The sequence below is a fragment of the Nitrosomonas sp. Nm58 genome (assembly GCF_900107335.1).
In the GTDB taxonomy this organism is placed as follows: domain Bacteria; phylum Pseudomonadota; class Gammaproteobacteria; order Burkholderiales; family Nitrosomonadaceae; genus Nitrosomonas.
Window position 1 is genome coordinate 17,385 of the sequence record NZ_FNPQ01000025.1, and the last position, 22,579, is coordinate 39,963.

The 22,579-nt window shown below is 44.5% G+C and carries 15 protein-coding genes, 1 tRNA gene and 1 pseudogene; 14 read left to right on the forward strand and 3 right to left on the reverse strand.

Features of this window, described 5'->3' with window-relative positions; all coding sequences use genetic code 11:
• From BLW34_RS10225 to BLW34_RS10230, 3 genes are read left to right on the forward strand one after another with little or no spacing between them, the layout of a single operon-like run.
• Positions 1-1,032 (forward strand): hypothetical protein, encoded by a 1,032-nt coding sequence (locus BLW34_RS10225; RefSeq protein WP_090579089.1) that lies wholly within the window; start codon positions 1-3, stop codon positions 1,030-1,032.
• Positions 1,025-1,753 (forward strand): ATP-binding protein, encoded by a 729-nt coding sequence (locus tag BLW34_RS16445; protein WP_218138829.1) that lies wholly within the window; start codon positions 1,025-1,027, stop codon positions 1,751-1,753. Before BLW34_RS10225 ends, BLW34_RS16445 begins: the two co-directional genes overlap by 8 nt.
• Complete coding sequence (locus tag BLW34_RS10230) at positions 1,753-4,143, forward strand: ATP-binding protein (RefSeq protein ID WP_218138830.1); 2,391 nt, start codon at positions 1,753-1,755, stop codon at positions 4,141-4,143. The genes BLW34_RS16445 and BLW34_RS10230 overlap by 1 nt, the downstream gene beginning before the upstream one ends.
• Before the next feature lie 55 nt (positions 4,144-4,198).
• On the opposite strand, the gene BLW34_RS10235 is transcribed toward BLW34_RS10230, so the two are convergent.
• The gene (locus BLW34_RS10235) at positions 4,199-4,567 is read right to left on the reverse strand and encodes an Mth938-like domain-containing protein (RefSeq protein WP_090543205.1); all 369 of its coding nucleotides are present in this window, start codon (positions 4,565-4,567) and stop codon (positions 4,199-4,201) included.
• A 238-nt stretch (positions 4,568-4,805) separates the two neighbouring features.
• Here BLW34_RS10235 and BLW34_RS10240 point away from each other — a divergent pair, with 238 nt between their 5' ends.
• From BLW34_RS10240 to odhB, 8 genes are all read left to right on the forward strand, one after another.
• A complete protein-coding gene (locus BLW34_RS10240; protein WP_090543203.1) occupies positions 4,806-6,041 on the forward strand; it encodes a pyridoxal phosphate-dependent aminotransferase in 1,236 nt (411 codons plus the stop codon).
• A gap of 102 nt (positions 6,042-6,143) precedes the next feature.
• Entirely contained in the window at positions 6,144-7,457 is a 1,314-nt protein-coding gene (locus BLW34_RS10245; protein WP_090543201.1) for a homoserine dehydrogenase, read from the forward strand.
• Between the two features lie 131 nt (positions 7,458-7,588).
• The gene (gene thrC / locus BLW34_RS10250) at positions 7,589-9,004 is read left to right on the forward strand and encodes a threonine synthase (RefSeq protein WP_090579091.1); all 1,416 of its coding nucleotides are present in this window, start codon (positions 7,589-7,591) and stop codon (positions 9,002-9,004) included.
• Positions 9,005-9,124: 120 nt separating this feature from the next.
• Positions 9,125-9,820: a succinate dehydrogenase iron-sulfur subunit gene (locus BLW34_RS10255; RefSeq protein ID WP_090579094.1), complete on the forward strand. Its 696-nt coding sequence runs from the start codon at positions 9,125-9,127 to the stop codon at positions 9,818-9,820.
• Positions 9,817-10,050: an FAD assembly factor SdhE gene (locus BLW34_RS10260; protein WP_090543195.1), complete on the forward strand. Its 234-nt coding sequence runs from the start codon at positions 9,817-9,819 to the stop codon at positions 10,048-10,050. The genes BLW34_RS10255 and BLW34_RS10260 overlap by 4 nt, the downstream gene beginning before the upstream one ends.
• A 64-nt stretch (positions 10,051-10,114) precedes the next feature.
• On the forward strand, positions 10,115-11,416 hold the full coding sequence (gltA, locus tag BLW34_RS10265) for a citrate synthase (RefSeq protein ID WP_090579097.1): 1,302 nt from the start codon (positions 10,115-10,117) through the stop codon (positions 11,414-11,416).
• 173 nt (positions 11,417-11,589) lie between these two features.
• Complete coding sequence (locus BLW34_RS10270) at positions 11,590-14,448, forward strand: 2-oxoglutarate dehydrogenase E1 component (protein WP_090579100.1); 2,859 nt, start codon at positions 11,590-11,592, stop codon at positions 14,446-14,448.
• Between the two features lie 13 nt (positions 14,449-14,461).
• On the forward strand, positions 14,462-15,691 hold the full coding sequence (gene odhB / locus BLW34_RS10275) for a 2-oxoglutarate dehydrogenase complex dihydrolipoyllysine-residue succinyltransferase (RefSeq protein WP_090579103.1): 1,230 nt from the start codon (positions 14,462-14,464) through the stop codon (positions 15,689-15,691).
• A 13-nt stretch (positions 15,692-15,704) separates the two neighbouring features.
• On the opposite strand, the gene dnaE is transcribed toward odhB, so the two are convergent.
• A complete protein-coding gene (gene dnaE / locus BLW34_RS10280; RefSeq protein WP_090579106.1) occupies positions 15,705-19,244 on the reverse strand; it encodes a DNA polymerase III subunit alpha in 3,540 nt (1,179 codons plus the stop codon).
• 131 nt (positions 19,245-19,375) lie between these two features.
• Between dnaE and yegQ the strand changes: the two genes are divergently transcribed.
• Positions 19,376-20,731 carry a prephenate-dependent tRNA uridine(34) hydroxylase TrhP gene (gene yegQ / locus BLW34_RS10285; RefSeq protein ID WP_090543223.1) on the forward strand — a complete coding sequence of 452 codons (1,356 nt, stop codon included), beginning with the start codon at positions 19,376-19,378 and terminating at the stop codon, positions 20,729-20,731.
• Between the two features lie 25 nt (positions 20,732-20,756).
• Here the strand turns inward: yegQ and BLW34_RS10290 are convergent, their stop codons facing one another.
• On the reverse strand, positions 20,757-21,734 hold the full coding sequence (locus BLW34_RS10290) for a hydrolase (RefSeq protein ID WP_090579109.1): 978 nt from the start codon (positions 21,732-21,734) through the stop codon (positions 20,757-20,759).
• Between the two features lie 438 nt (positions 21,735-22,172).
• Between BLW34_RS10290 and BLW34_RS10295 the strand changes: the two genes are divergently transcribed.
• Positions 22,173-22,249: transfer RNA gene (locus tag BLW34_RS10295), tRNA-Val, on the forward strand.
• A 247-nt stretch (positions 22,250-22,496) separates the two neighbouring features.
• Positions 22,497-22,579: pseudogene (locus tag BLW34_RS15630) on the forward strand (IS5/IS1182 family transposase); the annotation flags it as partial.

A 22,579-nucleotide genomic window follows, 5' to 3' on the forward strand; every position in this document is an offset into this window, starting at 1 on the left:
ATGAATTTTGTAAAGCCAATACAACTACAAGAGCTGATATTAATTCGCTTAGCCACATCACCTGATAAAGGACTCGCTATCAGCGAATTACGAAAATCACTCAATCCGTTGTTTGCCAGTCCTCCTTCCATAGATAAATGGTCAAATCAACTAACACGGCTAGTTGAGCAAAATTTGTCACAAAAAATGAATCGGGCTCGGTATTGCATCACCACATTAGGCATGAAATCGGCTTTACAGATTCTGAGAATACTTCCTTCCTCTAACATGATCTACTGGGCAGCCCTGAAAAACTGTTATTTGCTTCCCCTTGCACTCGGACTACCAGCGCCTTCAAATGATCGCGACCGTCATCGTATATCCAGCGCGAACGGACTTCGAGCTCAGGTACTGGCTCAAGTTTACCAACTACCGATAGGACCCTACCCAACTCTGGTTGAGGCACGAGATTATCTGCTCTGGCAACAATTAACTGACCCTCAAGTTTCCGTAATCCTGAGAAATCGGTTATCTACTTCAGATCCCCAACCGTTCACTCAAAATAACCTCATGACATTGCTGCTGAATACCTTGCTAGACTCAACACGAGAACTATCGTGGGAATCTGCACTCAGGCAGCTTGTCGCGAAAGCAACTCATGCCCGACGCACAGATCCTGAAGAAATACGGCTGGCTATTTTCAAAGCAGCTACTACTGAATCTTCTCTATCTACCCTCAAACAACCAGCTGATCTAGAAGCATTTGCCACACAAATAATGGAATCGGCAAACCGCTGCCAGACTGGTAGATTCGGTAAAAATAAAATATTCATCTCTCACGTTTGGAAGCAAATGGGTATCGATAGTAAGCAATCTGGACTGGATTTCAATAAATTTAAGCAACTACTCACACTAGCTAATAACAAAGGGCTAATTAATTTAAGTCGTGCTGATCTAGCTCAAGCTATGAACCAAGAAGATGTGACCGCTTCAGAAACTCACTATTTGACAGCAACATTTCATTTTATACGATTGGAGTCAAATAATGTCTGAGAAGCTAAAAGATAAGCGATTTGATATTTTTTGCTCGCCTATTAAGTTAGATTTATTTCACTCTATCACTCACCATAATCAGATATGGCGGCCAGATTTATATGATGTGAAAATAATACATCGGGAAAGCCGGGAATGCTTTGAGCATTTGTTAAATCGAGTGCATTCTCAGACAAAATCTAACTCAGGCAGAATTCTGCTATTGCTAGGTGAATCGGGAGCAGGCAAGACACATTTGATGCGTGCATTTCGTAATCATACTCATGAGCACGGGTTAGGTTATTTTGTTTACATGCAAGCGAATCCCAACATATCCAAATATGAGCACTATGCCCTTCATCAAGCTGTTGACTCTTTGGATAAGCCTTATTACCAGTTAAATGGAGATTTGAATGGATTTTTGCGTCTATCCAATGCGTTGATCGAGCAAGATGCTATTCCTAAAAATAAAATTCAACACTTACGCAATAGCGAGCTGAGTCAAGAAAATCTAGCAATTTTGATTTCAGAAATTGCAGATATCATTATTAATCAATTTTGCGGACAAGATCTTGATTTGATCCGAGCATTACTTTACTTACAATGTGATAATGCAGCCATTCATGCTAGAGTTTTCAAATATCTCCGCTGTGAACACCTCGTTGAATATAATAGTAAAGTACTGGGTGGCCTCTCATCTCAAGATAATCCATTGAACATGCGGAAGCACTGGCCAAGTTAATGCTAGCCACTAATTCAGGAGCCTTTATCATTTGTCTTGATGAGCTTGAACGTATCCAGTTAGCAGAAGACGCTAAGGTTAAATTTCCTCTTGCAATAGACACATTGATTAAGCTAGCCGATAAAATTCCAAATTTTATCGGCGTAGTTGCTTGCCTGGTAGATTTTTATGAAACATTTAAAAATACTCTGCAGACTTCTCAGTTAGATCGAATTAGAAGTGATCCTCGCCCATCCACTCTTATTACCCAATGTAATCAGGAGGAAGTACAAGCAATAATAGAAATTCGTTTACAGGATCTATTCAACAATGAAGGAATTGAATTCGACAAAAATGATCCAATATGCCCATTTCCGCCAGAAACTCCAGAAAAATTGGCAGGTATGAATAGCCGTAAAGTTCTGGATTGGTGTCGCGAACAACGTGAACAATCAATGATAATAAGGCAGCACCCCAGGCTTCCTAATGACACCGAACCTACCGGTATTGAACCAATTGAAGAACCGGTAATTGATGCTCTTTGGAATAATCACCTGAATAGATCACATTCCGTTCCAGAAAACGAGTTTGAGTTACTGCAATTACTTGCAAGCTCTATTGAACATTGCACAAAAGAACTGAACTACTCACACCAACTTCAGTGCTTATGGCGTCAAGGATTTCTGGATATCGGCATTCAGGACGCCACGGGAAATACCAGCCAACAACTGACTATTGGGTTATGCCAGAAATCATCGCAAGGAGGCTCATTAGCCAAACAAATTGACCAATTGCAAGCGCAAGCGGGCGTACGCAAACCAATCGCCCTTCGCTCGACAGAATTTCCCTCCAATCCACAAACACAGATTGCTAAACGATTGGGAGAATTCATAGCTGTCGGCGGGAAAAAGATTGTGGTTTTTGATTCCGACTGGCGCACCATGGTCGCCATGACATCATTTCGCCCGGAATACGAAAACCACCCAAAATTTTTGGAATGGTTGCGAGCTGAGCAGCCATTGCTCAGTCTACCTTCGTTGCAACAGATCCTAAATATAGAGAATTCTGATCCTCCTCCGCTCCCTGATCCAGTGCTGCCGGTAATTCATCCAACTGACCCATCACTCCTACGAATTGGCTTCACGCAAGGATATCAGCCACGCCCCTACGAAATCAATCGTGCTGAATTGGTTCGTCATGCGGCTTTTCTTGGCAGCCCCGGCAGCGGGAAAACCACATTGGCCCTGAATATCATTGAGCAATTATTGTTACAAGGCATACCTGCAATTTTATTGGATAGGAAAGGCGATTTATGCAATTACGCCCAGGAAGCGGCGTGGCAGACTCCAATAGCAGACTCTGAACGCGCCAAGATGCGTGATAAGCTCCATGCCAAAACTGAAATCGTCATCTATACGCCTGGCACGATAGAAGGTCAGGGGCGCGCTTTGAATATTCCTATCGCACCCAATGGACTGGGGCAACTTCCCAGTGGAGAACGCCAGCAATTAGCCAATCATGCTGCCTTTGCACTGGGCAAAATCATGGGCTACAGAGATTCAGGGCAAGATAAATCCCGTACTGCTATCCTTGGACAAGCAATTGCGCTTTTGAGCGAATTGCAGCCTGACCAAGCTTTATCACTCGATTCGTTGATGAATTTCATTGATAGCGAAGATTCGCTATTACTCAACGCAATTGGTAAGCTTGACTCAAAATTATTCAAGAAACTGGTCGAAAATCTGCAAACATTAAGTTTGACAAATGGCAATCTGTTTTCCCAATATGGAGAATCTCTGACCGCACAAAGTTTGCTCGGGCTTTCGCCTGACACATACACAGGTAAAACCCGTCTAAGCATTATCAACACGGCTTTTCTCGGCAATGATGAAAATATATTATTTTGGGTCGCACAATTTTTGCTAGAAATCAACCGTTATGCAAAAAAATCCCCCAGCGACAAACTCCAGGCAGTCATCCTATTCGACGAGGCTGATCTTTATCTTCCAGCCCAATCCAAACCGGCTACCAAAGACCCGCTGGAAAACTTACTCAGACGAGCACGCTCGGCAGGTTTAGGACTTATGCTTGCCACTCAAAGCCCAGGAGATCTGGATTATAAATCCCGCGATCAGATTTCTTCCTGGTTTATTGGACGGGTCACGCAAAACACGGCTCTTGATAAATTACGCCCTTTGCTCAGCGAAGTGAAAAACGACATTACTAATAAACTTCCCAATCAGACGACTGGAGAATTTTATGCTATTCATAATGGTGAAGTTAGTAGCTTCAAGGCTGATCTTTCTTTAATTCAAACCAAGCAGGTATCATCGGATGAGATATTAAGGTCAGCAAGCAATAAAACGGAAAACTCGCCCCTGTCTCGTTTTAAGACTTTCCTTTTTGGCTGAGAATTATGCGTAAACAAGATAGCTTGCGTATATCCATCCACTCAAAATAATAGAATCAGATGATCAAAGCTGCGGCAACACGCCGGCCTTCTGCTGACAAAATATTGTAGGTTCGGCAGGTCGCATGCGTATCCATCACTTCCAATCCGATTCCTGAAGCAACCATCGCCTTCATCAATTGCAGATCAGGAAAGCGTAGCGTTGCGCCCGTTCCGAGTAGAACGATTTCTGGTTGAAAAGAAAGCAAGCAATCAAAATGGGCTGCTTTCAACTGCGCTACACTTTCGACTTGCCAGTTTTCGATGATATGGTCTGGTAAGACGATCAAATTACGCTCATAGCGCACTTGATTAATCGCCACATAGCCTTCTCCATAACCTGAAAAAACATTTAACCCATCATGCCCGGAAAGATGCAACTTCAATGTAAAACCTCCTGCATATTCATCAATACTCCCCCATTCTTTACATATAGAATATATTAAAGAATAACTTTTCAGTTTATCGCGTTATAGAACAGGTTGCGCAGCAAATATTTATAAATAAGATTATTTAAACTGTTTTTTGTTTTACTTTTTTGCAAAAAAACATGGGTCGGGTAACATTGCATTCCCTTTATTTTTTAATTATCTATTCATTACACGGTAGTTTTTCATATTCATCATGCAACCCATCACAAAATCCAGCAAGCTTGCTAACGTCTGTTATGACATTCGAGGCCCTGTTCTCGATCGTGCCAGACAAATGGAAGAGGAAGGTCACCACATTATCAAACTCAATATCGGTAACCCCGCTTCATTCGGTTTTGAGGCACCCGAGGAAATTTTACAGGACGTGATCCGGAATCTATCCGCTGCTTCTGGCTATTGTGATTCAAAAGGTCTATTTGCTGCACGCAAGGCCATTATGCATTACACACAGGAAAAACGTATTCCTAATGTGCAAATGGATGATATTTATATTGGCAATGGCGTTTCGGAGTTGATCATGCTTGCCATGCAGGCGCTCCTGGAAAACAACGATGAGGTGCTCATACCCGCGCCCGATTATCCCTTGTGGACAGCAGCCGTGTCGTTAGCGGGCGGGGTCGCACGTCATTATATTTGCGACGAACAATCTGACTGGTTACCGGATCTGGAGGATATTCGTGCTAAAATCACACCCAGAACACGCGCCATCGTCATCATCAATCCCAATAATCCAACAGGTGCGCTGTATCCAGTTGGTTTATTGCTTGAAATCATAGAAATTGCCCGCCAGCATCACCTAATCGTTTATGCGGATGAGATCTACGACAAAATACTTTACGATCAGGCAACGCACACTTCAGCGGCCTCACTGGCTGATGATGTTTTATTTGTGACTTTCAATGGTTTGTCAAAGAATTACCGGGCGGCTGGTTTCCGTTCGGGTTGGGCAGTAGTATCAGGTAATAAGCAGCGTGCGCATGATTATATCGCGGGTTTAAACATGCTCGCTTCGATGCGTTTGTGCGCCAATGTACCCGCACAATTCGGTATCCAAACTGCATTAGGAGGTTATCAGAGTATATTCGATCTGACGATGCCGACCGGGCGACTCAAGCGGCAGCGCGATCTTGCCTGGAAGTTGTTGACCGATATTCCAGGCGTTACCTGCTATCGGCCTCAATCAGCATTGTATCTATTTCCACACCTGGATCCGAAGTTTTATCCTATCCAGGATGATGAGCAATTCGCGCTCGATCTGCTGCTGGAAGAGAAAGTGCTGGTAGTGCAGGGAACCGGTTTCAATTGGCCCTATCCCGATCATTTTCGTGTGGTATTTTTACCCAACAGCGATGATCTGACTGAAGCAATCAGTCGCATCGCTCGTTACTTGGATCGCTATCGTAAACGTCATGGCACATACTCAGTGTAATGCCATAGCAGATGGCATTGACTATCCATAGCCCAGAAACGATGGAAAACCCATAATTTTATTTATTTTGTAACGTTTTTTATTTATTTTAAAGATTACAACATGAAACCCATTAACGTTGGTTTATTAGGAATCGGTACTGTTGGTGGTGGTACCTATACAGTTTTGAAGCGCAACCAGGAAGAAATTGCCCGCCGTATCGGCCGCAATATCGTGATCCGCATCATCGCTGACCGCGATATCGAAAAAGCACGTCGTTTGACCAATGACAGCATCACGGTGACTGCTGATGCATTTGAAGTTGTCTCACATCCCGACATTGATATTGTAATCGAATTGATTGGTGGACTGACTGTTGCTAAAGAGCTGATACTCCAGGCAATTGCCAACGGCAAACATGTGATTACGGCCAATAAAGCCCTGTTGGCGTCACATGGCAGTGAGATTTTTGCAGCCGCCCAGCAAAAAGGAGTGATTGTTGCTTTTGAGGCTGCCGTTGCAGGAGGGATTCCCATCATCAAGGCATTGCGAGAGGGATTGACTGCCAATCGCATAGAATGGATTGCGGGCATCATCAATGGCACCAGTAATTTTATTTTGTCGGAGATGCGCGAAAAAGGACTCGCATTCGATACGGTATTGGCCCACGCGCAAGAACTCGGCTACGCTGAAGCAGATCCTACCTACGATATCGAAGGAATCGATGCTGCCCATAAAATAACCATTATGGCAGCTATCGCTTTTGGCATCCCAGTCAGGTTCGATAAAGCCTATATTGAAGGTATTACCCAACTCAGTAATGATGATATCCGCTACGCTGAGGAACTGGGTTATCGCATCAAGCTTCTCGGTATTACCAAGCGCGTTGCGAAGGGTATCGAATTACGTGTGCACCCTACACTTATTCCCGTTAAAAGGTTGATTGCCAATGTGGAAGGCGTGATGAACGCGATAGTGGTCAAAGGCGATGCCGTTGGCCCGACGCTTTACTACGGTGCAGGCGCGGGAGCAGAGCCAACGGCCAGTTCGGTCATTGCTGACATGATCGATGTGGCACGTCTGCTCACTGCCGATCCTGAACATCGCGTACCCTACCTCGCATTTCCGTCGGATTTACTGTCAGATATACCGATCGTACCGATGGAAGATGTCGAAACAGCATACTATCTTCGCTTACAGGTCATGGATAAACCTGGTGTTCTTGCTGATATCACACGCATCCTGGCTGATTCAGGGATTTCCATCAATGCCATGGTGCAGAAAGAGCATACTGAGGAAGAAGATAAAGTTAATATCATCATGCTGACCCATACAACGATAGAAAAAAATATCAACACCGCAATAGATAAAATTGAGAAACTACCTGTCATGGCAGGAAAGATAGTTCGTATCCGTCTGGAAGAATTAAGCAAATAAAGGATAATGCAAATTTGAGTTGACTCAGTGAGTGAGTTTGCACTGACTGAGATTCAGCCGAATTCTTTTCAAAAGCAATCTAGAGTAAAAGCTTATTTCTCCTCCTCTCTCATTACTTCGATCAAAATACTATGCGTTACATCTCTACTCGCGGCGGTATGTCGCCAAGAACTTTTACTGAAATACTGCTTAGCGGCCTAGCGCCGGATGGGGGGCTCGCTGTACCAGAAGTTTACCCGAGAATTAGTCCGTCTGAGCTTGAAACATGGCGTCATCTTGATTATCAGGCGCTTGCATTTGAAATACTCTCTCGTTTCATGGATGACATTCCTGCAAATGATTTGCGCAGCCTAATAGCGCGCACTTACACAGCCGAAGCATTTGGCAGCGCAGACATTACTCCCGTTAAAACCCTTGAACCCGGTTTGCACATTCTGTGCCTGTCTAATGGACCAACCTTGGCATTCAAGGATATCGCCATGCAATTACTGGGAAATCTGTTTGAACATACGTTAGCCAAGACAAATAATGAGCTGAATATTCTCGGAGCAACTTCCGGTGATACTGGCTCAAGCGCTGAGTATGCCATGCGAGGCAAACGTGGTGTCCGCGTATTCATGCTTTCACCGTTTGGCAAAATGAGTCGCTTCCAGACCGCGCAAATGTTTTCCTTACAAGATGAAAATATTTTCAATATCGCTATCCGTGGTGTTTTTGATGACTGCCAGGATATTGTCAAGGCGGTCAGTAATGATCATGCTTTCAAACAAAAATACCATATCGGCACGGTCAATTCGATCAACTGGGCGCGCATAGCCGCACAGATTGTTTATTATTTTAAAGGGTATTTTGCAGTTACCCAATCAAATGATGAACAAGTATCCTTTTCTGTGCCATCGGGAAATTTTGGTAACATTTTTGCTGGCCACGTAGCACGCATGATGGGGCTGCCAATCAAGCAGCTGATTCTGGCTACTAACGAAAATGACGTTTTAGATGAATTTTTCCGTACGGGTCTATATCGGCCACGCACCTCCTCTGAAACACACCACACGAGCAGCCCCTCGATGGATATCTCCAAGGCGTCAAACTTTGAGAGATTTATCTTTGATCTGACCGAGCGCAATGCTATGCGGATTAAGGAATTGTGGCAATCTATTGATAAAGGAAATGCTTTCGATCTATTTGGAACGGCTCTGTGGGTGAAAGCAAAAGATTTTGGCTTCGTTTCCGGAACCAGTCATCATGCCGCACGTATTGATATGATCCACAAACTCTATCATGAATACAAAGTTCTGGTTGACACTCATACCGCAGATGGAGTAAAAGTTGGACTTGAGTATCGCGAGCCGGGTGTTCCGCTTATTTGCCTGGAAACTGCGCTACCCACTAAATTTGCCGAAAGTATCAAGGAAGCTGTGGGATTTGAGCCCACACGGCCCGCAGGCTTTGAAAATCTGGAAGACCTCCCTCAACGCTTTGAGGTGATGGATAACAATGTGGATGCAATCAAGACATTCATCTCCCAAAAGATTGAACAGATTTAATAATTAGGTATCGTCCTAAACCACATCAGTCCTTTCAGCTGTATCGGTAATTAACATCGCCCTGCACCTGCTATCTTTATCGGCGGATATTAATTGTTCAGAAACAGAGGAGCTTTAATCATGCGATTCTCAATTAGCCGCTATGATCCTGATAAGGATGACAAACCATACATGCAGGATTACGATATTGAACTAGAGTCAACCGATAAAATGTTATTGGACGCCTTGATCCGCATCAAATCCAAGGATGACAGCCTTAGTTTGCGTCGTTCCTGCCGGGAAGGTGTATGTGGTTCCGACGCGATGAACATCAATGGGCGTAATGGATTGGCCTGTATCACACCGATTGCCAGCCTGAAGGAGCCGATAGAAATCCGTCCCCTACCCGGACTGCCGATCATTCGCGATTTGATCGTGGATATGACACAATTTTTTAAACAATATCACTCGATCAAACCTTATTTGATCAATAATGATCCTCCCCCAGAAACCGAGCGATTGCAATCACCCGAAGAAAGGGCCGAACTGGATGGGCTTTATGAATGTATCCTGTGCGCCTGCTGCTCCACAGCATGCCCCTCGTTCTGGTGGAATCCTGACAAATACGTCGGTCCTGCCGGCTTGCTGCAAGCTTACCGTTTTCTGGCCGATAGCCGCGATCAAGCTACATCTGAACGGCTGGATTATCTAGAAGATCCCTATCGACTGTTTCGCTGCCACTCCATCATGAACTGTGTGGATGTTTGCCCGAAAGGATTACATCCAATGAGCGCGATTAGTAAAATAAAAAATTTGTTGGTGAAAAAAACGGTATGAAACAGCAAGAACGCCTCCGCTGGCGTTGCCGGCGTGGCTTGCTGGAACTGGACATCCTGTTGCAGCGCTTTCTGGATAAACACTATGCGCAATTGGATGAAGTGCAGTTAAAAACGTTTGAAACATTGCTGTCACTCCCTGATAATGATCTGTGGGATATAATTTCCTCCAAAAAGGAAGTAGCAAGCGAAAACTTGAAGCCATTGTTAAAGCTTCTTCAGCAAAGTTAGGCAAACCAACCTAATGCTCCTTGATATACAAAAACGTGTAGATCCTCTAACCATGGAGATAGATATGTCTGAACAACGTACAGCAACCCTGCTGCTTGGCAAGAATAGAGAATCGATTGAGCTCCCGATTGTGTCGGGAAATATGGGACCGGATACGATTGATATTCGTACGCTCTATGCCAAGAGCGGTATGTTCACCTATGACCCTGGTTTTGTTTCCACTGCAAGTACTAAATCCGCCATCACATTTATTGATGGTGATAAAGGGGTTCTTCTCTATCGCGGCTACCCTATTGAACAGCTAGCAGTGCAATGCGACTTCATGGAAGTCTGCTATTTGCTACTTAATGGAGAATTACCCTCCGAAGAGCAAAAAACTCAATTTGTTCATGCTATTAAAAATCATACAATGTTGCATGAACAACTGGTCAAATTTTATACGGGGTTTCGAAGAGATGCTCACCCTATGGCGGTCATGGTAGGAGTAGTGGGCGCCTTGTCAGCCTTCTACCATGAAGCGATGGATATCTCAGATGCGGTTCATCGTGAACAATCAGCCTTTCGTTTGATCGCCAAACTGCCCACTATTGCAGCAATAACCTATAAATACAATATAGGACAACCCTTCATTTATCCACGCAACGATTTAAGCTATACCGCAAACTTCCTGCACATGATGTTTGCTACCCCAGCCGAAAATTATGCTCCCAATCCGATTATCGTAAAAGCATTAGATCGTATTCTAATTCTTCATGCCGATCATGAGCAAAATGCCTCAACCTCCACTGTACGTCTGGCAGGCTCCAGTGGTGCAAATCCGTTTGCATGTATTTCTGCTGGTATCGCCTGTTTATGGGGACCTGCGCACGGAGGCGCAAATGAAGCATGCCTTAATATGCTGGAAGAAATTGGCGATGTTTCGCGTATCAATGAATATATCAAACGAGCGAAAGACAAGAATGATCCTTTCCGGTTGATGGGATTCGGTCATCGGGTATACAAAAATTTTGACCCACGCGCAAAGCTTATGCGTGAAACCTGCCATGAAGTGTTGAACGAAATGGGGCTACACAATGATCGCCTTTTCAAACTTGCATTGGAGCTGGAGAGAATCGCATTGGAAGATGATTATTTCATCACAAAAAAACTTTATCCTAATGTCGATTTTTACTCCGGCATCATCCAGCACGCTTTGGGTATACCGACTTCTATGTTTACCGCAATTTTTGCGATGGCCCGTACAGTTGGCTGGGTTGCTCAATGGAATGAAATGATCGCTGATCCCGATCAAAAAATAGGACGTCCCCGTCAGCTTTATATTGGAGTTCCACAGAGAAACATACCATCGAAAGAAACTGACAAATAGTAAAATCACTTTAAATCCCAGAAATAAATTTAATGTGCAAAAATGTAAGGATCATAAAATTGGGCTGATATCATTAGAATATAGGCCGATCAGCAAGTAGAATGGATCGTGTTGTGCAGGCACTTTTTCTATTTTAATGTGTTGTCATCTTTTTAAATCAAATGAGTCCGGTCATGATGAAACAACTCCTTGAGAACTCAGCCCTATTTGGCGCTAATGCTCCTTTTATCGAAGATCTCTATGAAAAATATCTCAAGAACCCGGACTCGATAGCCGCAGAATGGCGTAGTTATTTTGATTCACTGCAACAGACTCTGACGATAACTACTCGAGATATCCCTCATACCCCCATCATTGAATCATTCGTGCAGACTGCACGATCTCCTTCTTCAGAGAAGAATCTAGCGCAGCTCCAAAAAAGTGCTATTCCGTCAATTCGAGATGAATCCAAGGAACGCAAACAAATAGCTGTTTTGCAGCTTATCAACATGTACCGCTTTCTCGGTGTACGTTTGGCCCATCTTGATCCGCTCAACCATCAGCAAGTATCGGATGTTCCAGAGCTCGATCCAGCTTTTTATGAATTGACTGAAGCCGATATGGAAACAGTCTTTAATACGGGTTCATTGGTAGGTCAAGAACACGCTTCATTGCAGGAAATTTTACAGATACTCCGGCAAACATACTGCGGCACGATTGGTGCAGAATATATGTACCTTACTGATTTAAAGCAGAAACGCTGGATACAGAATCGCCTGGAGGGTCCGCGCTCCCAACCCAACCTTACTGCTGATTACAAACGGCATATCCTTGAGCGCCTTACCGCCGCAGAAGGTCTGGAAAAATACCTCCATACCCGCTATGTCGGACAAAAGCGTTTTTCCGGCGAAGGAAATGAAAGTTTGATTCCTTTATTGGATAAATTGCTGCAGCACGCTGGAGAAATAGGCGTGCAAGAGATCATCATTGGCATGGCACATCGAGGCAGACTTAATGTACTCGTCAACACGTTAGGTAAAATGCCCTCAGATTTGTTCCTGGAATTCGAGGGAAAAAAAGTGCAAACGTTGACTGCAGGCGATGTCAAATATCACCAGGGTTTCTCCTCCGCTGTCATGACACCGGGAGGGATCGTATATCTTGCGCTCGCGTTTAATCCATCCCACCTTGAAATCGTTAATCCTGTAGTAGAAGGCTCTGTTCTTGCCCGTCAACATCGTTTACATGATAAAAATGGAGAGTTAGTCATTCCTATTCTGTTACATGGCGATGCAGCCTTTTCAGGGCAGGGGGTGGTGATGGAAACATTAAATTTGTCGCAAACACGCGGTTATGGCACAGGAGGAACCGTCCATATCATTATTAACAACCAGATCGGCTTTACCACCTCCGATCCCCGTGACAGCCGATCCACGCTTTATTGTACCGATGTGGCAAAAATGATCGAGGCCCCTATTTTCCATGTCAATGGTGACGATCCTGAGGCTGTGGTCATGGTGACAGAAATTGCTTTGGACTTTCGCATGCAGTTTCACAAGGATGTCGTGATTGATTTGGTTTGTTTTCGCAAGCAAGGTCATAATGAGCAGGACGAGCCGATGGTCACACAGCCATCAATGTACCGGATCATTAATAAACATCCGGGGACACGCAAGTTTTACGCGGATAAGCTGGAAGCAGCAGGCATTATCGAAGTCACTGAGACAGAGGCTATGGTCAAAGCCTATTATGACGCAATGGACGCGGGTCACAATCCCAATAAAACCATCCTCTACGACTATAAATCGCCTCACTCGGTCAATTGGGTGCCCTTCCTGAATCCCTGCAAATGGAATCAACCGGTAAAAACAGGAATACCCATTGATGAATTAAAGCACTTGGTGGAACGGCTCACTGATATTCCGGCAACCTTTAAATTGCATCCGAGGGTTGAAAAGATCATTGCCGATCGGCGTGAAATGGGAAAAGGAAACTTGCCACTGGATTGGGGAATGGCTGAAAATCTAGCTTATGCCTCGCTTTTGAAAGAAGGCTATCCAATTCGTTTTTCCGGACAAGATAGTGGACGAGGCACATTCTTTCATCGTCATGCCGTGTTGCATGACCAAAATCGCGTACAGGAGCAACGGGAAGATGGCACCTATGTGCCCCTCCGCTATATTGCAGCTAAGCAGTCTGACTTCACCATTATCGATTCAATGCTCTCGGAAGAAGCAGTGTTAGGCTTTGAGTATGGCTATGCAACGGCACAACCGAATGGACTTGTCATCTGGGAAGCACAGTTTGGTGACTTTGCTAATGGCGCGCAAGTTGTAATTGACCAGTTTATCACCTCGGGTGAGGCTAAATGGGGACGTTTATGCGGATTGGTCATGATGCTTCCACATGGCTATGAGGGGCAAGGACCTGAGCATTCATCAGCTCGATTAGAGCGATTTTTGCAATTATGCGCGGAATATAATATTCAGGTATGCATCCCCTCCACGCCTGCACAGATCTTTCATTTGTTGCGGCGACAGATGATTCGTCCGATTCGCAAACCGCTTATTATCATGATGCCCAAAAGCATGCTAAGGCATAAAGAATCAGTATCGTCACTAGAAGATCTCGCTCATGGTCAATTTCGAGCCGTCATCCCTGAAGTAGAGAATCTCGATACTGATAAAATAAAACGAATCATTACCTGTAGCGGAAAAATATATTATGAGCTATCTGCCTATCGCCGTAAGCAAGGCATTACAGACATGGCCATTATCCGGCTCGAGCAACTCTATCCCTTTCCACACGAAAACTTTCAGGCAGAAATAGATCGTTACCCCAATACTAAGGAAATTATCTGGTGTCAGGAAGAACCAGGCAACCAGGGAGCCTGGCACCGTATTCAGCACTACATCCTCAGGCATAAACGACCCGAACAGATTCTTGGCTACGCTTTACGTCCATCATCAGCCTCACCTTCAGTAGGTTATCTGGCATTGGATAGATTTCAGCAAAATGAACTAATTGAAGCGGCATTCCGGGATAAAATTTAAAAAGGAAACGATTATGTTAATCGAAGTCAAAGTACCTCAATTGTCTGAATCAGTTGCTGAAGCCACTTTAGTTTCCTGGCACAAACAACAAGGTGAGCTTGTCAATCGTGGTGAAAATCTTGTTGATATTGAAACTGACAAAGTTGTACTTGAGCTACCTGCTCCCAAAGGAGGCATCCTGGCCGAAATCATTAAAGGTGATGGCGCCACAGTGGCGGGCGGCGAAGTGATTGCTAAAATAGAGACAGAAATGCATGATGTTAAAGTTCGTTCCGAGGCTGTCGCTATTTCTGAAACAAAACCCACCTTCACTGAGACGATAGTAAAAGAAACTGAACATGTAACATCCAGGCTGATGCCAGCAGCTAAGAAGGTTGCTGAAGAGAACAATCTCAGCCTGGATGAAATCAATGGTATCAGTGGCACAGGACGCGATGGTCGTATCATTAAGGAAGATATCCTGGCTTATCTCAAAAACAAAGCTATCGCTTCTCAAGCAAACACCGAACTGCCTGAGACACGTGCTATGACGGCTACCGGTAATCGACCCGAGCAACGCGTGCCTATGACCAGGCTACGAATGCGTATTGCTGAACGATTGATTCAATCCCAGACGACGGCAGCCATTCTGACGACCTTCAACGAAGTCAATATGCAAGCGATTATGGATTTACGAGTACGCTACAAAGATACGTTTGAAAAAGAACATGGCGTTAAACTCGGTTTCACCTCGTTCTTTGTCAAGGCGGCTGTTGCCGCACTGAAAAAATTTCCCATTATCAATGCTTCGGTAGATGGCAACGAAATCGTTTATCATGGGTATTACGACATCGGTATCGCTGTTGCAAGCCCGCGTGGACTGGTCGTGCCAATCATCCGTAATGCTGATCAATTATCACAGGCAGAAATAGAAAAGCAAATCGCTGATTTCGCCCAACGTGCGCAAAATGGTAAATTGACCCTCGAAGAATTGACTGGCGGCACCTTTTCCATTACCAATGGAGGTATCTTTGGATCGATGCTTTCCACACCTATCATTAATCCACCGCAAAGTGCGATTCTAGGTATTCATGCGACCAAGCAGCGCCCTGTTGTTGAGAATGGTCAAATCGTCATACGCCCTATCAATTATCTGGCGCTCTCTTATGATCATCGTATCATCGATGGCCGCGAAGCTGTCCTCTCGCTGGTCGCGATCAAGGAAGCACTGGAATATCCGGTCAGTCCGTTATTTGGGGGATGATGAGCAGGACTACTCAATAAATGATCTCAATACTCTTTGTTTGAAGGAAGGTAGATAGCAATTCAATCAGTATGTCATCTAGATGAACATGCCAGGCATCACCTAATTCTATCTCACAGATTGCATACTGATTTCGGTAAATGATCGACACAGGACAGTAGGAATAAAGGTGACTTTCTGCACCTTTACTTTTGGATAGACTATCTTGCCGGCAAGGTGTAAGTAACTCTTTGAGCCTCGCCACATTGACCAGATCGGATGCTATGGCTCCGTTAATCAGGAGCTTTATTTTCTTTGCATAGCGCGAACGGGCAATCGCAAGATTATAAAGCTTGTCAGCAGTAATGCGAAGCTCTCCATTGTTTCCCATAGCGTTGCTAATGGTGACCTCGGCAATCAGAAGTTGATCTTCTTTTAGCCAGTCACTGTGCATACGAAATAGTTCGTTATAAACTACCATCTCCACACGGGCATGGCCATCATCCAACACAATGATCGCCATCTTCCCCCGTCGCGTCATCTGGGTACGTACAGAATGAATCACACCGGCAATCAACTGATAATCACGTTGCGGACTTAACCGGTCCAGCCGGGTCCGCACAAATTGGTCAAGCTCTTTTGCATAGCTCGAAAAAGGATGTCCGCTGAAATAAAACCCCAACCCCAGCTTCTCATTCTGCAGCATTTCCTTTTCTGACCATTGGGGGACATTGACTAAGGCTGGGTGTTGCAAGCTATTTTCAATCTCCCCAAATAGGCTGGTCTGATGAATTGATAGACTACGTTGCTCGGCAAATTCAATCGCAATACCCACTGACGCTAGTAATCCTGCACGATTATGATCGTTCCCATCAAATGCACCGACACGAATGAGCGATTCCATAACACGGCGATTTACCACTCGCCGATCAACCCGGCAACAGAAATCAAATAAATCAATAAATGATCCACCTTGATTACGCGCTTCAATAATCGCCGAGATAGCTCCCTCGCCCGTTCCCTTCACGGCCCCCAAACCATATCGAATGGTTCGATCATCAATGGGGACAAAACGATATTCGGATAGATTGATATCCGGCGGTAAAATCATCAGTCGATTGGCCTGGCAATCTTCGTAAAACACATTAATTTTATCAGTATCATTCATTTCTGCCGACAAACATGCAGCCATAAACTCTGCAGGATAGTGTGTTTTAAGATAAGCTGTCTGGAAGGCAATTAAAGCATAAGCCGCTGCATGTGATTTGTTAAAACCGTAGCCCGCAAATTTTTCCATCAAATCAAAGAGCGTAATCGCATCCTGTTCGCCCAAACCATTCTTGATTGCACCCGCCACAAAAATGTCGCGTTGCTGCGCCATTTCCTCTACCTTTTTTTTGCCCATCGCACGCCGCAATAAATCAGCACCACCGAGGCTATAGCCGCCAATCACCTGAGCAATTTGCATCACTTGCTCCTGATAAATCATAACGCCATACGTTGGCCCGAGAATAGGCTCAAGTCGTGGATCCAGATATTCCACACGTTTACCGTGTTTACGCTCAATAAATTCAGGAATCAAATCCATTGGGCCTGGCCGGTAGAGTGCTACCAAGGCAATCAAATCTTCAAATCGATCAGGTCTCGCTTTCTGGAGCAGATCCTTCATGCCACGTGATTCAAATTGAAAGATTCCGACTGCATTGCCTTTTCTCATCAACGCATACGTCGCGGCATCCTCTAGAGGAATATGATTCAGAGAAAAATGTTGATTCAGTGATGGTGCCAGCTGTTCAGCCTGGAGGCCAGCATTCTCCCCCCCCTTTTCAAGGTATCGCTGCCGGATATCGCTGACTGCCCTGTCGAGAATAGTCAGGGTACGCAGCCCAAGAAAATCAAACTTAACCAGGCCGACTCTCTCGACATCATCCTTATCAAATTGACTGACTACTGAATCACCCGAATCTGCACAATATATCGGGCAAAAATCGGTAATTTTACCAGGGGCGATCAGCACACCTCCCGCATGCATCCCCACGTTACGAGTCAGTCCTTCCAGATGTTCCGCCAGCTCCAGCAAATTACGCACATCCTCTTCCTCTCGTGCACGCTGCTCCAGCTGAGGTTCGATAGCGCGCGCCTTTTTCAGCGTCATGCCAATCTCGAATGGCACCAGTTTGGCTAATTGGTCGACAAAGTTATAAGGCAAATCCAGCACACGGCCAACATCACGTACAACGGCTTTTGCCGCCATCGTGCCAAACGTGACAATTTGTGAAACGCTTTCTTCGCCATATCGCTGCTTCACATACTCAATGACGTACTCACGTCTATCCTGGCAAAAATCGATATCAAAATCCGGCATCGATATCCGTTCAGGATTCAGGAAGCGTTCGAACAACAAATCGTAGCGCATTGGATCAAGATCAGTAATCCCAAGTGAATAAGCCACCAGAGAACCAGCACCTGACCCTCGCCCTGGTCCCACCGGCACATCATTCTGCTTGGCCCAGTTAATAAAATCAGCAACGATTAGAAAATAACCCGCAAACCCCATCTGAATAATGGTATTGACTTCAAAATCTAGTCTGGCCTGATATTTCGGCATTTGGGAAGCATAGATCGCAGCATCCGGAAACAGGACACGCATGCGCTTTGCTAACCCCGATTCTGCTTGCTCACGTAAGTATTGCTCGATACTAACTGCACCTGGTGTTGGAAAAAGTGGTAAGCGGTTAACGCCTAGTTCAAACACGACTGTGCAACGTTTAGCAATTTCCACACTATTGGCAAGCGCAGATGGAATATCCGCAAACAGCACCTGCATTTCTGCTTGTGTTTTAAAATATTGCTGCTCGGTAAAATGACGAGGACGCCGACGATCACCCAGCACATACCCCTCGGCAATACATACTCTGGCTTCATGGGCTTTATAATCTTCGGGTTCTAAGAATTGCACTGCATGAGTTGCCACGACAGGTAATTGCAATTTAGAAGCCAACTGCAGCGAATTGCGCACACAGTTTTCCTCGTTCGCATATCCGCTTCGCTGTAGTTCGATATAGAATCTCCCCGGGAACAAATCTGCCCATTCCTGAGCCAAGGCTTCAGCAGCGATTAAATTATTTTGTGATAGATGCCATCCTATCTCGCCATAATGAGCGCCTGACAACAGGATCAGTTCATCTGTCCCACCTTCATTAGCATGAAGCCAGGATTTTTTTAATTCAGCTCGGCCGCGGTATAAATTTTCACGATAAGCCCGCGACAGCAAACGACACAATAATAGGTAACCAGAGTAGGATTGGCATAGCAATAAAACACGGGTAGGCTTATCACGATCTGTTTCATTACTGATCCAGGCATCACACCCCATGATGGGTTTGATACCTTTTTTACAAGCACTTTGATAGAATTTGATCAATCCAAAGAGGTTAGTAAGATCTGTCAAGGCCAATGCTGGCATGTTATCTGCCACTGCTTTCGATAAGACTTCATCGATACGAATGATACTATCGATGATGGAATACTCGCTATGCAGGCGTAAGTGGATAAAAGAAGGGTCGGTCGGCATGGTGCTACAATAAAGCTAGCTATTCAATCATTTCCAGGATTATGCTTGGAAATAATTGAGCTATTAATCGGCGTTACTCGTGTATGCGTGCTTCTGCACATCGATCAAAAATTTATCTCTCATTTTACATTATGCTAAATATCCCTGAACTTTTACTCCCCGCCGGCTCATTAGAAAAAATGCGTATCGCTTATGCTTATGGTGCTGACGCGGTTTACGCTGGTCAACCACGTTACTCTCTGCGTGCCCGCAACAACGAATTTTCTTTGGAACAATTATGTGCCGGAATTACAGAAGCGCATGCACTAAACAAAAAGTTCTTTGTCACGAGCAACCTCATGCCGCATAACGCGAAGGTAAAAACCTATATGGCTGATATGGCGCCAATCATTGAACTCAAACCTGATGCGCTGATTATGGCAGACCCTGGGCTCATCATGCTGGTCAGAGAAAAATGGCCAGATATTCCTATTCATCTCTCCGTTCAGGCCAATACTGTCAATTATGCTGCGGTGAAATTCTGGCAGAAAATTGGATTAACACGTGTCATTTTATCACGTGAACTATCACTGGACGAAATTACTGAAATTCGCCAACTCTGTCCAGATATGGAACTCGAAGTATTTGTTCACGGCGCATTATGCATCGCCTACTCAGGTCGATGCCTGTTATCGGGCTATTTTAATCATCGCGACCCAAACCAAGGCACCTGCACCAATTCCTGTCGATGGGATTATAAAGTCAAGTCAGCGGAGGAAAATGCAATGGGTGACATTCAGCCTGTACAGAAAATTGACTTCGACTTCAACCAAGCATTATTGCAACAACCTGACACAAATGATGCGATCAGGCGGCATCCTGCTGCTGATCATGTTTATCTAATTGAAGAAGGAGAACGACCAGGTCAACTGATGCCCATCATGGAAGATGAACATGGTACCTATATCATGAACTCTAAAGATCTACGAGCAGTAGAACATATCGGACGACTCGTCAAGATGGGAGTAGATTCCCTGAAAATCGAAGGGCGAACCAAATCAGCTTATTATGTTGCGCGCACTACCCAAGTTTACCGTAAAGCAATAGATGATGCGGTAGCCAATCGCCCCTTTGATCCTGTACTACTTGGTCAATTGGAAGGTCTTGCCAATCGTGGCTATACGGACGGCTTCTATCAGCGACACCATAGTAATGAGACGCAAAATTACTTGCGTGGCCATTCGGAATCAAATCGCAGCCAGTATGTGGGAGATGTTACGATCGTCGATAAAATCAGCGGCATGGCTGAAATTATGGTAAAGAATCGCTTCGAGATTGGAGATCGCTTGGAGATCATCCATCCTTCCGGCAACCAGGTAATTCAGCTAGAACATATGCAAAATCTCGATGGCATGACAATCCACGTCGCCCCTGGCAGTGGCCATCGAGTCAGAATCCCTCTAAAAGGGAGTATCGAAAAAGCCTTTGTGGCAAGATTCTTATCTTGACTCGAAAAAATCCGTTTGAGGATAGTTACAAATATTCATACCGCTTGAAAAACTCAACGATCCGTTGAGGAAGCCACCTGAGCTGACCAGGGAAGATTCCTTGCATGAATCCGACATGCCCACCTTGCTCAGGAAATTCCAATATTACCATGGGCGATACCTTTTCCTGAGTTGGCAATACATGAGCCGGCATGAATGGATCGTTTCGTGCATTAATAACAAGGGTAGGAACCTGAATATGTTGAAGCCAAGGCTTACTGCTTGATTTGCTCCAATACTCGTCTGCGTCACGAAAACCATGTAACGGCGCCGTGACATGGTTATCAAATTCATATAGTGTGGCAGAAGCTGCAACTGCCTTCGCATCGAGCAAACCCGGAAAACGCTTGTGTTTTTCTAATGCTTTACGCTTTAAAGAACTCAGGAAATGACGGGTATAGAACTGGTTAAAACCTGAATCAAGCGCTTTTCCAGCAGCAGCTAAGTCAAGCGGAGCGGAAACTGCAACAGCAGCTGTAATCAACTTGTTTATTTGCCCACCTTGTTCGCCCAGCCATTTCAATAAAACATTCCCTCCGAGTGAAATGCCAATCACGTAAAATGGCATGCCTGATTTCTGCGACTCACATTGATGCAATACCCGCCGCAGCATCCAATCTATCTCCATTGAATCACCTGCATGGTAAGCACGTGGCAAGCGATTAGGTTGCCCAGAGCAGCCACGAAAATGAATAACCGCCCCACGCCAATTCTGCTCCCGTAACTGATTCATCATACTAAGCGCATAATGGCTGCGAGAGTTGCCTTCAAGCCCATGAAACATGACCACTAGCGGCTTATTCAAAGCACCTTCGAGCCAATCGATATCGACAAAATCACCATCATCAAGCTCCCAGCGCTCACGCCGAAAAGCTACGTGCGGTGATGGATTGAGAAAATAAGGATAAATGGTTTGTGCATTACCACCTAATAGCCATTTGGGAGCAATATAATTAGAGTTCATTCAGTTTCAGACATTCAGAAAAATAAATATCGTACTCATTCAGCAATGCGTTTTTCAAAATTGATCCCACATGAAAAAGCCTGAATGATTAAATAGTGAAAAATACAAATCATATACCGCAAGATCAGAAATATGCAAAATGATGAAGGATAGGATAGTGATTACACCCTCATCATGCAGCCCCTTCTTGCCGAATTCTCATCTAACCTAATTCTAATGGATGGAAAAAGTTATGAACTATAAAAAAGATGTAAAGGAGATCTCATTTTTTACCTTTAAAAGTATTTCTGATCGACAAATAAATATTGGTTATTTTGCTTCTGATCGTGTCGATCACTCTGATCAGAATAATTTATAAGCTTCAAAACTCCCAAAAAACCATTATTTTTAACTTATATTTGAACCGATTCGGTGTTTCAGTTAGAATCTTGCATTCGTAGGCGCGTAGCTCAGTTGGTTAGAGCATCACCTTGACATGGTGGGGGTCGTTGGTTCGAGTCCAATCGCGCCTACCACATATTAATATTAATCCTAAGAAGCCTATAATAGCCCGAGAAGCCTTATCAGATAAGGCTTTTTTCTTGTTTAGCCCTCCTTGGCAGTCCATCAGAATCCATTTGAATCCGATATAAATAGGGGGGTACATTTGGGGGCATATCGTTTTTTTTTTAAAATGTACCCCCAGATTGTCTTTTTTACTTAATTTTCTTAGAACCTGTTCAAAGTCTTTTCGTTTGACAGAAAAAGTGCGATATTTGCAGGATGAGAACAAGTTATCCAAGTGATATCAGTCGCGAACAGTTCGAGCAGATCCGCCCACTGCTGGAAAGTGCGCGCAAGAAGAC

Coding starts and splice junctions, on each gene's coding strand:
- BLW34_RS10230 (WP_218138830.1), top strand. CDS start 1,753: ATGCTAGCCACTAATTCAGGAGCCTTTATCATTTGTCTTGATGAGCTT.
- BLW34_RS16445 (WP_218138829.1), top strand. CDS start 1,025: ATGTCTGAGAAGCTAAAAGATAAGCGATTTGATATTTTTTGCTCGCCT.
- BLW34_RS10255 (WP_090579094.1), top strand. CDS start 9,125: ATGCGATTCTCAATTAGCCGCTATGATCCTGATAAGGATGACAAACCA.
- BLW34_RS10245 (WP_090543201.1), top strand. CDS start 6,144: ATGAAACCCATTAACGTTGGTTTATTAGGAATCGGTACTGTTGGTGGT.
- BLW34_RS10290 (WP_090579109.1), bottom strand. CDS start 21,734: ATGAACTCTAATTATATTGCTCCCAAATGGCTATTAGGTGGTAATGCA.
- BLW34_RS10260 (WP_090543195.1), top strand. CDS start 9,817: ATGAAACAGCAAGAACGCCTCCGCTGGCGTTGCCGGCGTGGCTTGCTG.
- thrC (WP_090579091.1), top strand. CDS start 7,589: ATGCGTTACATCTCTACTCGCGGCGGTATGTCGCCAAGAACTTTTACT.
- BLW34_RS10225 (WP_090579089.1), top strand. CDS start 1: ATGAATTTTGTAAAGCCAATACAACTACAAGAGCTGATATTAATTCGC.
- yegQ (WP_090543223.1), top strand. CDS start 19,376: ATGCTAAATATCCCTGAACTTTTACTCCCCGCCGGCTCATTAGAAAAA.
- BLW34_RS10270 (WP_090579100.1), top strand. CDS start 11,590: ATGATGAAACAACTCCTTGAGAACTCAGCCCTATTTGGCGCTAATGCT.
- gltA (WP_090579097.1), top strand. CDS start 10,115: ATGTCTGAACAACGTACAGCAACCCTGCTGCTTGGCAAGAATAGAGAA.
- BLW34_RS10240 (WP_090543203.1), top strand. CDS start 4,806: ATGCAACCCATCACAAAATCCAGCAAGCTTGCTAACGTCTGTTATGAC.
- odhB (WP_090579103.1), top strand. CDS start 14,462: ATGTTAATCGAAGTCAAAGTACCTCAATTGTCTGAATCAGTTGCTGAA.
- dnaE (WP_090579106.1), bottom strand. CDS start 19,244: ATGCCGACCGACCCTTCTTTTATCCACTTACGCCTGCATAGCGAGTAT.